The sequence below is a fragment of the Halobium salinum genome, from assembly GCF_026586625.1.
Classification (GTDB): Archaea; Halobacteriota; Halobacteria; order Halobacteriales; family Haloferacaceae; genus Halobium; species Halobium salinum.
Map to the genome: position 1 here is coordinate 1,317,972 of NZ_JAODIW010000006.1, position 12,216 is coordinate 1,330,187.

Genomic DNA, 12,216 nt, shown 5'->3' on the forward strand with positions numbered 1-12,216 from the left:
GTCGTCGACCGCGAGCGAGGCCGGAGGCCGAGCGAGCGGCTCTTTTTCGTCGAGCTTTTTCGAGGATGGGCGAGACGGCGGAGCCGTCTCGCTTCTCCACGGGTCGCCGGCGGCGACCCGTGAAGAGCGGTGGCCGGAGGCCACCCGACGAAGAAAAAGGTCGGTGCCTTAGATTCGACCGACGTTCTCGACGGCGACCGACTCGACGCCGTCGACGTTCATGAAGCGCTCCTCGACGGCCTCGGTGCCGCCGGCGTCGTCGGGGACGATGACCGTCGGCAGGAGGGCGACGAGGCCGAAGGCGACCTCGTCACGCTCGAAGCCGTTGATTTTCGCCCCCTCGGGGAGCGAGTCCTCCAGCAGTTCCTGAAGCTCGTCGAGGTCGATTTCGGGGCTCTGCGGCATGACCTTCATCTTCGCGGCGACCTTCCCCATCGTTACGGCCCCCGGAACCCGCAGTCGGGGCACTCGTAGAGGTTGCTCTGCTTGCGGCACGTCGCACAGCGGTAAATCATGTGTCCGCAGTCCGGACACTTGAACTTCGCCGCGCTCATCCCGGAGATGTTGATGCCACAGGAGATACACTGTCGCTCCTGTCGCTGTTCCGACTGGCTCATACCTTCGAATTCCCGGCGCCGACTTTTAACGGTTGTCTTTCGATGCGAGGTCGTCGCTGGCGGCCTCCCGAAGGTCCGGCGCGTTCGGCCGTCTCGCCGGCTCAGACACCCAACACCAGCGGCCCGATCAGCACCCCCATCAGGTGAACGCGGCGACAGCCGACCCGCGGGGGGACGAGCCCGACGACCGTGGCGACGAGGAGGAGCCCGACGCCGACGACGCCGGCGAACAGATAGCAGACGCCGACCAGCCCACCGAGGACGACGAGGACGAGTCGAGTCTGGTCGACCCGGCCCACGAACGCGAGGTAGCGGTCGCCGAGGACGACGACGAGGGCGAATCCGGCGACGGCGGCGACGCCGACGACCGGGAGGAGTCGGGCGAGGGCGGCCGGTCCGGCGACCGCGCCCGCGTCGTCGATCGCGACGGTGACACCCGTCCGGGGGGTGCCGAGGACGACGAGTGCGACGAGCGCGAAGACGGCGTTCGCCGTGTTGGCGCCGCTTGTGGCGACGACGAACTCGCGGGCGCCGCCGCGGCCGGGGACGAACGGGAGCGCGACGACGGAGGCGACCGCGGCGGAGACGCCGGGGACGAAGCCGACCATCGCACCCGCGACGGTGCCGGCGGTCGCCGTTCCGCCGAAGCGCCGGCGGTCCATCGAGATTTCCGGGTCGGCCTGTGGCGGGACGCCGGCCCCGCCGAGCGCGTCGAGGAGCACCGGAGCCCCGAACAACCCTCCAAAGAGCGGGGCGAGCACGCCGCCGACGGCGAGCGGCGCGGCGGGTGAGAGGTCGAGCGTCGCCGCGCCGAGGGCGGCGCTCAGCCCGAAGGCGACGAGACCGCCCACCATCCCGCGGCGGGTGGGTTCGGTCAGGACGAGGTAGCAGACGACGGCGCCGAGGACCAGCGGGAGGTTCGCCCTGAGAGCGGGGTAGCCGGCGCTCGCGAGCGCCGTGATGGGGATGGCCAGCGGGGCCGCGAGCGCGACGGCCGCGAGGCTCCCGGCGGCGGAGAGTCGCAGGGCTTCGCGGCCGCGGCCGTCGACGACGAGCTGGTGACCCGGGAGCGCCGAGGCGGCCATCGCGGCGTCGGGGACGCCGAGCGCCAGTGCCGGCACCACGTCGAGGAACGTGTGGACGACGCCGGCGGCGAGCATCGCGCCGCCCACGAGCGTCGGCGACGCGGGGACGGCAGGAGCGACCGCCGCGAGTAGCATGGCGAAGTTGTTGGCGTGGAGCCCCGGCGTGAGTCCGCTGAGGGTTCCCAGGAGGACGCCACCGAGCGCGAAGGCGAGCGTCGCCGACGCCGTCCCGGGGGCGAGCACGAACCGGACGCCGAGGAACTCCATCGCGGGGGAGTGGTCGCGGTCTCGTATTTGAAGACTCGTACGGCGCTCGACGGCCGAGGGGTAGGCGCCTCACCGGGCGTGCAGGGACGACGACCGGCCGGCCAACCGCCGGGTGGGACTTCGGAAGGGGCCGGCGTCTCGGGGACGCACGACGAAGCAAGCACCGTAGGGAGCGAGCGAGCGACTGAGGCGCGCAGCGAGTCGCGCGAGCCGAGACGCCGGGGGCTTCCGGGAGCAGTCTCCGAGACACGTCTGTCGACGGGGGCGACGTATCTAACTGAGAACGACCGTCAACGACAACGACTAAACCGACCACTCGCATACCACCGGAGAGCGATGGACGAACGGACGCGCGAGTACCTCACCGGCCGCTTCGGCGACTACTACCGCCGAGCGGAGCTCACGCCGCCACCCGCCGCCGGCGAGCGCGAGTGGGGCCACATCCCCTGGACCGCCGGCAGCGGCACGACGATGATTCGCCACCAGTCGCTGCTGGACCTGGGCGACCTCGGGAGCTACCTCGCGCGGGAGGCGCCGCGGCACGTCTACTTCTCCGCGGCGCGCTACGACGACCCCGGTGCGAGTACGATGGACGCGAAGGGGTGGGACGAGGCCGACCTCGTCTTCGACCTCGACGCCGACCACCTCCCGGGCGTCGACCCCGAGGAGACGGCCTACGCCGACATGCTCGCCGAGGGGAAGGCGGCGCTGGTGAACCTCCTCGACTTTCTCGAAGACGACTTCGCGTTCGACCACCTCGACGTGGTGTTCTCGGGCGGGCGGGGATACCACGTCCACGTCCGCGACGAGTCCGTGCGAGAGTTGGACAGCGAGGCGCGGCGCGAAATCGTCGACTACGTACGCGCCATCGACCTCGACGAGGACGCACTCATGGAGACGCGCCCGAACGAGACGGGCACCCTGCGTGACACCCTCCGGGCGGAGGGTGGCTGGGGTCGACGGGTCCACCGCCGAATCCTCGCGCTGGCCGACGAAATCGAGGGGATGGACGACGACGAGGCGCTGGAGCGCCTCCGCGAGTTCGACGGCGTCGGCGAGAAGACCGCCGGGAACCTGCTGACTGCCTTTCGGGAGAACCGCGAGGCGCTCGAAGCGGGCAACATGGAGGCCGGCGGGGCGAAGCGGCTGGTGAAGAAGCTCCTCCCGGAGGTCGTCGCCGACGAGACCTCGCCCATCGACGAACCCGTCACGACCGACCTCCGGCGGCTCATCCGACTTCCGGGGAGCCTCCACGGCGGCACCGGCCTCGCCGTCCGGCGCATCCCGCGCCGGTCGGTCGCCGACTTCGACCCGCTCGTCGACGCCGTCCCCGACCGGTTCACCGGGCGCGAGATTACCGTCGAGGCGGCCGAGTCGGCGACCGTCGACCTCGGCGGCGAAACGACTAATATATCAGCCGGTGAGAACACAGTTCGTGAGTGCGTCGGCGTCTTCCTCATGACGCGCGGCGCCGCGGAGAAAGCCACAGAATGAACCTCAACGAGCTACAGACGGTCCAGTCGAAGGAACGCCGGAAGGACAGTCTGCAGCATCTCCGCGACGCCTTCTACGAGGACGTCGCCGGCTACATCAGCGATTTGAAGGCCGAGCGAAAGGAGGTCGCGGCGACCGCCGACGACCCCTTCTCCTCCCCGGAGGTCTCCCGGCTCACCGACGAAATCGAGACCGCAGAGGAGGTCGTCGAGGCCGTCTACGAGCGCCGCGTCGGCAAGGTGGTGAAGCTCGCCTCCTTCGCGGCCGCCGACATGCCGGTCGACGAGGAGGGGATGACGACACAGGAGCGCGAGCTGTTCGAGGACCTCGTCGCGCGCATCGAGCAGAACAAGACGACGGTGCTCGACATCCTCTCCGGGAACGGGTCGGCGTCGGCGAGCGAGGTGAGAGAGGCGAGCGGTTCCCGGGCGTCCGAGTCGGACCCGACGGCTCCCGACGCCGCGCCGGTCGGAGGGACCGGGGCCGACGACACGGACGCCGGGACGCCGGCGACCGCCGACGAGGAGTCGACGCCGGACGTCCTCTCGCAGGCGATGGACGGGGAGCGCGACCTCACGGTCGGCGACGACGAGTCGGTCGCACCCGCACCCGACGCCTCGACCGGCCGTGTCGACGCCGGCGACCCTGACACCGTACCGGCCGACGGCGACGGCGTCGCCGACGCCACCGGAAACGGTCCGAAGAACGCCGACGGGGACGACACGCCGCCGACGCCGCCGGACACGCCCGGCGGGGGGACGGGGACGGACGGGGAAACGGGAAGCGAGACCGAACCGGCGTCCGGCCGAGCGGACGACGACCGGACGACCGTCCGCATCACCCGCGACGTGGGGAGCATCCTCGGCGTCGACGAGCGCGAGTACGACCTCGCCGAGGAGGACGTGGTGACGCTCCCGAGCGCGAACGCAGAGCCGCTCGTCCAGCGCGACGCCGCCGAGCGGCTGGACTGACCTGATACCGAAACGGTTTCTCCCTCCCACCCGACGACCCGCGTATGCTCAGCGTCGGCGACGAAGCCCCCGAGTTCGAACTGCCAGACCAGAACGGCGAGCGCGTCTCGCTCTCGGACTACCGCGGCGAGCACGTCGTGGTCTACTTCTACCCCCGCGCGGACACGCCGGGCTGTACGACGGAGGCCTGTGGCTTCCGCGACGCCATCGACGAATTCGAGAACCGGGACGTCACCGTCCTCGGCATCAGCGACGACCCAGTCGACGACCTCGCCGACTTCGCGGAGAAACACGACCTCCCCTTCCGCCTGCTCTCCGACGAGTCCGGCGAGGTCGCGAGCGCCTACGACTCCTACGGGGAGAAGAACATGTTCGGCAAGACGTTCGACGGCGTGTTCCGCAACACGTACGTCGTCGGACCCGAGGGCGACGTCGTCGAGGTCTACGAGGGCGTCGACCCGGAGGACCACGCGATGACGATTCTGAACGACCTCTCCTGAGCGGACGGCCCACCCGACGGGCCGGCGGCGCCGCGCACTACGGCTCGACGTGCGGAACACACCACGTTTCCGATGAAAGCAACGGCTACGGAGTTTACCGTTCACCGGCGACGGCGTCGGGGTTCGGCGGAACGCGTGGGTCGACACTGAGCCGCCTCGCACACATAAAACCGCCGGGTCGGTGGTGCAGTACGACGGGGCGAGCGGCGGCCACCGTCGCGGCCGGGACGCCGCTCAGTACCCTCGGGTGATGAGGTAGTCCGCGATGTCTTCGAGCAGGGAGCGAGCCTCGTTGTCGGGGAGGATTTCGAGGCGGCTCTTGGCCTGCTCGGTGAGGTCGCGGGCCGTCTCGCGAGCGTAGTCGATGCTGCCGGCGGCCTCCAACGCTGCGACGGCGTCCTCGATTTCGGCGTCGGTGACGTTCTCGGGGTCCGTGGCAGCGACGAGCCCGTCCACGTCGACGCCCTGCTGGCGAGCGTGGAGTGCGATGAGCGTCTCCTTCTCCTCGACGAGGTCCGACCCGCGCTGCTTGCCCAGCTTGTCGCTGGGGACGGTGAGGTCGAGCACGTCGTCCTGAATCTGGAACGCGCTGCCGGAGTCGATGCCGTACCGATAGAGGGCCTCGACGACCTCGTCGTCGGCGCCGAGCAACACGGCCGGCGTGGCGGCCGCGGCGCCGTAGAGGACGGCGGTCTTGAACTCCACCATCTCGAGGTACTGGTCGGGGTCGATGTCGCCTTCCGTCTCGAACTGCACGTCGAGCGCCTGCCCCTCGCAGATGCGGGTGCAGGTCGAGGCGAGCATGCGCACCGCCTCCAGGCCGTTCTCGGCGTGGGCGCCGGTGTCGGCCATGATTTCGAACGCCTTCGAGTAGAGGGTGTCGCCGGCGAGGATGGCCGTCTCGGTGTCGTAGGCCTTGTGCACGGCGGGGACGCCCCGGCGGAGGTCGTCGTCGTCCATGATGTCGTCGTGGATGAGCGTGAACGACTGGATGACCTCGAGGCTCACCGCGGCGGCCATCACGTCGACCGGCTCGTCGTACAGCGACGGGAACGCGCGGTAGTCGGCCGACAGCGGCTCGACGTCGGAGACGGCCTCCGCCGCGAGCAGCGTCACCGTCGGGCGGAGGCGCTTCCCGCCGGCCTCGAGCAGGTAGCGGGCGGCCTCGTACAGCCGCTTCGGCTCGGCCATCGGCAGGTCCTCGTCGATGGCCGCGTTGACGAGTTCGCGCCGCTCGCCGACGGCCCCGAGCACCCGCTGCTCCGTCGCGTCCTGGTTCATCACTCCACCAGCTGGATGACGTTCCCGTTCTGCGTGAGGTGGATGTCGCGGCCGACCTCGTACCCCATGCCGCTGGCGAGGTTCACGTACGGCGCGAACCCTTTGAGGTCCTGGTGGGCCGGGATGAGGTGCTTCGGCTGCAGCGCGTCGAGCATCTGGTAGTGGCCCTCCTCGCGGAGGTGGCCGGAGACGTGGATGTCGTCGTAGATGCGCGCGCCCTGCATCTTCAGGAGGCGCTCGGACTGGTAGCGCTGGCCCTCGTTGGTCGGCTCCGGGATGACCCGCGCCGAGAAGATGACCTTGTCGCCGTCGTCCAGTTCGTACGGCGTCTCGCCGCGACCCATCCGGGTGAGCATCGCACGGGGCTCGCCCTGGTGACCCGTCACGATGGGGAGGTACTTCTCCTTCCCCTCCTTCATGATGCGCTTGAACGTGCGGTCGACGGACTTGCGGTGGCCGTACATCCCGAGGTCGTCCGGGAAGTCGACGTAGTTCAGGCGCTCGGCCGTGCCGGAGTACTTCTCCATCGAGCGACCGAGCAGGACGGGCTGGCGGCCGATGTCCTTCGCGAACTCGACGAGCGAGGTGACCCGGGAGATGTGCGAGGAGAACGTCGTGGCGACGATGCCGCCGTCGTAGTCCTCGACCGAGGTCATCACGTCCTTCAGGTGGCGACGCGCGACGGACTCGGAGGGCGTGCGGCCCTTCCGACCGGCGTTCGTGCAGTCCTCGATGTAACAGAGGACGCCCTCGCCCTCGCGACCGATTTCGCGGAAGCGCTCCATGTCGATGGGGTCCTCGACGACCGGCGAGTGGTCCATGCGCTTGTCGAGGCCGTAGACGACCGCGCCCTCCGGCGTGTGGAGGACGGGGTTGATGGCGTCGATGATGGAGTGGGTGACGTGGACGAACTCCAGTTCGCAGCGCTCGCCGATGGACATCGTCTCACCGGCGGACATCTTCTGCAGGTCGTTCTCGACGTTGAACTTCGACTCGCCCTGGAGCTGCTGCTTGACGAGCTCGATGGTAAAGGGCGTCGCGACGACGGGGGCGTCGTAGCGGTGGGCCAGCTTCGAGATGGCGCCGATGTGGTCGAGGTGGCCGTGGGTCGGCACGATGGCCTGCACGTCACCTTCGAGTTCGCTCATCACCCGGTCGTCGGGGATGGCGCCCATGTCGATCAGGTCGAGGCTGTGCATCTTCTCGGTCTCGACGTTGTCGTGGATGAGAACCTGCGAGAGGTTCAGCCCCATGTCGAAGATGACGATGTCGTCGCCCGCGCGAACGGCCGTCATCTGTCGACCGACTTCCTCGTAGCCGCCGATGGTTGCGATTTCGATTTCCATTGTTGAACACTGAAACGCCGCGAAGCGGCGATTCTCGTACGTAAACCCGCCCGCGTCTCCGAATCGGGGGCCAGCGGCCCCGGCGTCTTACAGCACGTCGGTCGGTGGTCCCCGCTATGCGACCGGTCCGTCGTACGTCTGGGGGACCGGTCGCACTTGCCCGCGGGAGCGGTTGTATAGGGCTTCTTTGCCCGGTCGTAAAAACTGCTTGGGTTACGGTTTCCGTGTGATTTGTAGAGGGGGCGTCCCGTGGAGAGGGGTTTCTTTCATAGAGGTTCGTGGTGACTCAGCTCCTAGAAACAGAGCGTGTCTCTCATTCCCGGTAGTAGATTAGTTGAAGCCCGATTACCAAGAACACCGCTCCGACCACTATAATCAACAATCCGAATGCCCATACGGAATGGCCACCAGCAGGCGTCGGCCCCGGCGATGGGGGTGTGAAAATGTCGATGAGAATGGGAACTACAACGTACCAGAGTCCAACTACGGTGATGACTCCCCCGACTAGCATCGATAGAGTTCCAGCGATTGATGCGGAGACCCATCTCTTGATTAGTTCCATATTTGTTGTTTTTGGTCATATGCTATCTAGTCAGATGTCATATAACTGTTAGCGACTCATTCGGAAGCTCTGCTAGATACGCGGCACGCCTCTAGAAGCTGAGTCACGTCTAACCAGGTCGGAACAAAGGGAGTTTCTTCCAGCGTCTGTCGGTGTGACTCAGCTCCTAAACTCAGAGCGTGTGTCTCGTTTAGTCCTGGTCCGATTCAAGCTGTTCGACTCGCTGCTTCAACCCCTCTAATTCTTTTTCGTCTTCCCCACTTGACGTGCGATTGAAGAGGGTTATAGCACCGAGAAAGAGCGGAACAGTCACCAAAGCGAAGAGGAGGAGGACGAACCAAAGTTCAGGACTCATATTGCAGAAACACGAACTCTGGTAATTATCTCTATCGGTGCTCCTTCCTTAGTGTATCAAGATTCGCTGGATACGCGGCACGACTCCAGAAGCTGAGCCACACCGTGATTCCGTGAAAACAACTCGCAAGACACGATTCAACGACACGACTCTGAAAAGCCCCGACGGGCTCGGCCGCTGCGCGCCTCGGTCACTCGCTTCGCTCGCTCCCTGCGGTGCTTACATCGGCTCGCTGACCGAGCCCAACGCGAGAGCAGAGCTCTCGCGAGCAGCCGGAAGCTCTGCTTCCGGCGACGCCGCTCCTTTTCGATTCCCACCCGACAGCCTCACACCTCCCCAGCCTCCGCATGGCCGACACGGAGGTCGGCCACGGTCCCTCGCGCGACTCCGCCGCGGACGGAGCCGCGGCGGCGCGCGCCAGCCGCCCCTCTGTGGGCGGCTGCAGCCGTGCGAGGGCTGACCGACCGAACGAAGTGAAGGAGGGAGGCGGTTGGGGAGGACGAGGCGCGGTACGGTCGGGTGGGCTTTCGGGAGTCACAGAAAGCCCAGTCACAACAGAACTCCAGCGACAAGCGACCACCCGAGCCGAACCCCCATCGCCAAGAACCCCTCACCGACGCTCCGCAACCCGTAAACCCCTACCACGATACGGAAACCCGTGGACGCCACCCGTCGCCTCGCCACGCTCGAATCCACTCTCGCGGAGCGGACGCCCCCGCGGGCCGCGCTGATAGTCGCCGTCCTCGCCGTCAGCACCAGCGCCATCCTCGTCCGCTGGAGCGAGGCGCCGAGCGTCGTCAAGGCGTTCTACCGCGTCCTGTTCACGACCCTGCTGCTCGCCCCGCTCGCCGTCTCGCGGAACGGGGCCGACTTCCGGCGCATCCGTCTTCGGGATGGGGTCGTCGCGGTGGCCGCCGGCGCCGCCCTCGCGCTCCACTTCGCCTCGTGGTTCGAGAGCCTGAACCACACGAGCGTCGCCGCGAGCGTCACGCTCGTCCAGGCCCAGCCGCTGTTCGTCGCCGCCGGCGCGTGGGCGCTACTGGACGAGCGCGTCGGTTCCCGCACGGTGGTCGGTATCCTCGTCGCCGTCGCCGGCATGGCGGCGATGTCCTTCGGCGACGCGCTGGTGACCTCGCCCGCGTTCCTCCTCGCCGACCCCGCGGCCGCCATCTCGGCCGCCGGCGACGGGCAGGTGACGCTGTACGGCAACGCGCTCGCGCTCCTCGGGGCCGTCACGGCCGCCGGCTACGTGCTCGCCGGGCGTTCCCTGCGCCAGCGCGTCGCGCTCCTGCCCTACGTCACCGTCGTCTACGGCGTCTGCGCGCTCGTCCTGCTCTGTGTCGCGCTCGCCCGCGGCCTCCCACTGTTGGGCTACCCGGCGACGGAGTGGCTCCTCTTTCTCGGGATGGCCGTCGGCCCCGGGCTGTTCGGCCACACGGTCATCAACTGGGCGCTCGCCCACGTCGAGTCGAGCGTCGTCTCCGTCTCCCTACTCGGAGAACCTGTCGGGAGTACGCTCCTCGCGCTCGTCCTCCTCGCGGAGGTGCCGACGGCCGCGACGGTGGTCGGCGGCTGCGTCGTCCTCGCCGGTATCGGCCTCACGGCCGCGCGGTCCGGCGACTCCGACGACGCTTCCACGAGCGATAGCTCCGCGACCGACCCGACGGCGAGCGACCGGTCCGCGACAGGGGCGACCGGAGCGACCGACCGCGGCGTCGACGAGGACTGACCCGGAGGCGCCGACGGGACGAGAAAACGCCGAACGGCCGGAGGGTATCACCACTGATAATTCAGTCCGAATACTGATAGGGCGGGACGGGGGAGAGTGAGTATGGACCGGTCGTCGGACGTCATCGATGTACTCCTCGTCGACGACGACGACGACTTCGCCGCGCTGGCCGCGAGGCGACTCGAGGCGGACGACGGCGGGCGTCCGCTCCGCGTGGAAGCTGCGAGCGACCCGAGGGGTGCGCTCGACCGACTCGGCAGCCGTGTACCGGACTGTGTCGTCACCGACTACGGGATGCCCGGCACGGACGGGGTCGAACTGCTCCGGGCGGTCCGGAGCCGGGTTCCGTCGGTTCCGGTGGTACTCTTCACGGGGCGCGGGAGCGAGACGGTCGCACGCGACGCCTTCCGTGCCGGTGTGACCGACTACGTACAGAAGGGAACGGGGGAGGACCGGTACGCGACGCTCGCGACCAGCGTCCGGGAGTCGGTCGCGGGGTTCTACGCCGGGACGGACGAGACCCTCGATGCGGTCGACGGAGGCGACCCGACCAACCCGACCGACTCGACCAACCCGGGCGACCCGACCGACTCGGGCGACTCGGGCGACCCGACGGACGGGCTCGGAGCGGCCGTCGTGACCGACCGCGAGTCGGGCGACCACGGCGCCTGCAGGGGACTCGAAGACCGCGTCCTCGGTGCGTCGACGATGCTGATGAGCGCCGCGCCCGACGAGGTTGACACGAAGATCGAGTGGACGCTGGCGACCGTCGCCGAGTTCGTCGGCGCCGACCGCTGCCGGGTGCTCCAGTACGACGCGGACCACGCCGTCTTCGACCCGACCCACCAGTGGACCGCCGCCGGCGTCGAGCCCCGCGGTCTCTCTATCGACGCCCACCCGGAGGGAGCGCTCGGCTGGCTCGTCTCGCGGCTCGAACGCTTCGAGAACGTCCGCGTCGAGCGGACGGCCGACCTGCCGGCGGAGGCGGCGCCGCTCCGGGACCGGTGTGCCGAAGCCGGTATCGGCTCCTTCCTAGTCGTTCCGCTCGTGAGCGAGTGGGAGCTGGTGGGCGCCCTCGCCTTCGAGGTGACCGACGCCGACCGCGCGTGGCACGACCACGAGGTGTACACGCTCCGCCGGCTCGCCGACATGGTGGCACACACCCTCGCCCGTCAGCGGCGGATGCGCGAGCTCGAACGCCGGAACCGACAGCTCGACGAGTTCGCCTCCAGCGTCTCACACGACCTCCGGAACCCGCTCAACGTCGCCGCCGGCTTCCTCTCGCTCGCACAGGAGACGGGGGAGCTCTCACACCTCGACCGCGTCGAGACCGCGGTCGACCGCATGGAGCTCCTCGTCGACGACCTCCTCTCGCTGGCTCGGCAGGGACGGGCGGTGGGCGAGACGAGCGCCGTGGAACTGGACGGAGCGGTCCAGCGCGCCTGGAACGCGGTCGACACTCGGGAGGCGACACTCGACGCGGAGCCTCACCTCGGTCGGCTCTCCGCCGACGAGCCGCGACTCAGGGCCGTGTTCGAGAACCTCTTTCGCAACGCGGTCGAGCACGCCGGCCCGACGGTCACGGTCACCGTCGGCTCGCTCTCGGCGGGCGGGTTCTTCGTCGCCGACGACGGGGACGGCATCCCGCCCGCCGACCGGGCACGCGTGTTCGACCGGGGCCACACCGGGAGCGAGGACGGGACGGGCTTCGGCCTCGCCATCGTCGACCGCGTCGTCGAAGCCCACGGGTGGAGCGTCGCCGTCGAGGCGAGCGAGCACGGCGGCGCCCGCTTCGAGGTGCGAACCGGCGGCGCTCGGGAGTCGGCGGGGTCGGAAGGCTCGGGGGTCGCGAGCCCGGACGCACCCGGTGAGCCGGAGCGGTCTGCCGGGTCCGACGACCTGCGGGACGCACACGTGACGGAGGACGCGCCGGAGCAATCGACGGACGACTGAGGGCCGGTCGTTCCGCCGACCGGGCCGCCGGGTCGAGCGTCCACCCCGGTCGACCG

10 protein-coding genes are annotated in these 12,216 nt (G+C 68.9%); 5 read left to right on the top strand and 5 right to left on the bottom strand.

All coding sequences use genetic code 11. From position 1 onward, the window contains the following. Nucleotides 1-168 precede the first annotated feature (168 nt). The 3 genes from N5095_RS10075 to N5095_RS10085 form a co-directional block, all read right to left on the bottom strand. Complete coding sequence (locus N5095_RS10075; RefSeq protein ID WP_267622665.1) at nt 169-435, bottom strand: elongation factor 1-beta; 267 nt, start codon at nt 433-435, stop codon at nt 169-171. A gap of 2 nt (nt 436-437) precedes the next feature. Further along, nucleotides 438-617, bottom strand: coding sequence for an HVO_2753 family zinc finger protein (locus N5095_RS10080; protein WP_267622667.1), 180 nt, complete (start codon nt 615-617; stop codon nt 438-440). Nucleotides 618-718: 101 nt separating this feature from the next. Beyond that, nucleotides 719-1,969 (bottom strand): tripartite tricarboxylate transporter permease, encoded by a 1,251-nt coding sequence (locus N5095_RS10085; RefSeq protein ID WP_267622669.1) that lies wholly within the window; start codon nt 1,967-1,969, stop codon nt 719-721. A 336-nt stretch (nt 1,970-2,305) separates the two neighbouring features. Here N5095_RS10085 and priS point away from each other — a divergent pair, with 336 nt between their 5' ends. From priS to bcp, 3 genes are read left to right on the top strand one after another with little or no spacing between them, the layout of a single operon-like run. Beyond that, nucleotides 2,306-3,463, top strand: coding sequence for a DNA primase small subunit PriS (gene priS / locus N5095_RS10090; protein WP_267622671.1), 1,158 nt, complete (start codon nt 2,306-2,308; stop codon nt 3,461-3,463). Then, entirely contained in the window at nt 3,460-4,434 is a 975-nt protein-coding gene (locus N5095_RS10095) for a DNA replication complex subunit Gins51 (RefSeq protein WP_267622673.1), read from the top strand. Before priS ends, N5095_RS10095 begins: the two co-directional genes overlap by 4 nt. 44 nt (nt 4,435-4,478) lie before the next feature. Further along, nucleotides 4,479-4,934, top strand: a complete 456-nt coding sequence (bcp, locus tag N5095_RS10100) for a thioredoxin-dependent thiol peroxidase (protein ID WP_267622675.1) — start codon at nt 4,479-4,481, stop codon at nt 4,932-4,934. A 234-nt stretch (nt 4,935-5,168) separates the two neighbouring features. Here the strand turns inward: bcp and idsA3 are convergent, their stop codons facing one another. Together idsA3 and N5095_RS10110 are read right to left on the bottom strand one after the other, a co-directional pair. Beyond that, complete coding sequence (gene idsA3 / locus N5095_RS10105; RefSeq protein WP_267622676.1) at nt 5,169-6,215, bottom strand: geranylfarnesyl diphosphate synthase; 1,047 nt, start codon at nt 6,213-6,215, stop codon at nt 5,169-5,171. Next, nucleotides 6,215-7,561: a ribonuclease J gene (locus N5095_RS10110; protein ID WP_267622677.1), complete on the bottom strand. Its 1,347-nt coding sequence runs from the start codon at nt 7,559-7,561 to the stop codon at nt 6,215-6,217. Before N5095_RS10110 ends, idsA3 begins: the two co-directional genes overlap by 1 nt. A gap of 1,575 nt (nt 7,562-9,136) precedes the next feature. Between N5095_RS10110 and N5095_RS10115 the strand changes: the two genes are divergently transcribed. Beyond that, on the top strand, nt 9,137-10,207 hold the full coding sequence (locus N5095_RS10115) for a DMT family transporter (RefSeq protein ID WP_267622678.1): 1,071 nt from the start codon (nt 9,137-9,139) through the stop codon (nt 10,205-10,207). A gap of 102 nt (nt 10,208-10,309) precedes the next feature. After that, nucleotides 10,310-12,160, top strand: a complete 1,851-nt coding sequence (locus tag N5095_RS10120) for a sensor histidine kinase (protein WP_267622679.1) — start codon at nt 10,310-10,312, stop codon at nt 12,158-12,160. The last annotated feature ends 56 nt before the right edge of the window (nt 12,161-12,216 follow it).

Coding starts and splice junctions, on each gene's coding strand:
- N5095_RS10075 (WP_267622665.1), bottom strand. CDS start 435: ATGGGGAAGGTCGCCGCGAAGATGAAGGTCATGCCGCAGAGCCCCGAA.
- N5095_RS10080 (WP_267622667.1), bottom strand. CDS start 617: ATGAGCCAGTCGGAACAGCGACAGGAGCGACAGTGTATCTCCTGTGGC.
- N5095_RS10085 (WP_267622669.1), bottom strand. CDS start 1,969: ATGGAGTTCCTCGGCGTCCGGTTCGTGCTCGCCCCCGGGACGGCGTCG.
- priS (WP_267622671.1), top strand. CDS start 2,306: ATGGACGAACGGACGCGCGAGTACCTCACCGGCCGCTTCGGCGACTAC.
- N5095_RS10095 (WP_267622673.1), top strand. CDS start 3,460: ATGAACCTCAACGAGCTACAGACGGTCCAGTCGAAGGAACGCCGGAAG.
- bcp (WP_267622675.1), top strand. CDS start 4,479: ATGCTCAGCGTCGGCGACGAAGCCCCCGAGTTCGAACTGCCAGACCAG.
- idsA3 (WP_267622676.1), bottom strand. CDS start 6,215: ATGAACCAGGACGCGACGGAGCAGCGGGTGCTCGGGGCCGTCGGCGAG.
- N5095_RS10110 (WP_267622677.1), bottom strand. CDS start 7,561: ATGGAAATCGAAATCGCAACCATCGGCGGCTACGAGGAAGTCGGTCGA.
- N5095_RS10120 (WP_267622679.1), top strand. CDS start 10,310: ATGGACCGGTCGTCGGACGTCATCGATGTACTCCTCGTCGACGACGAC.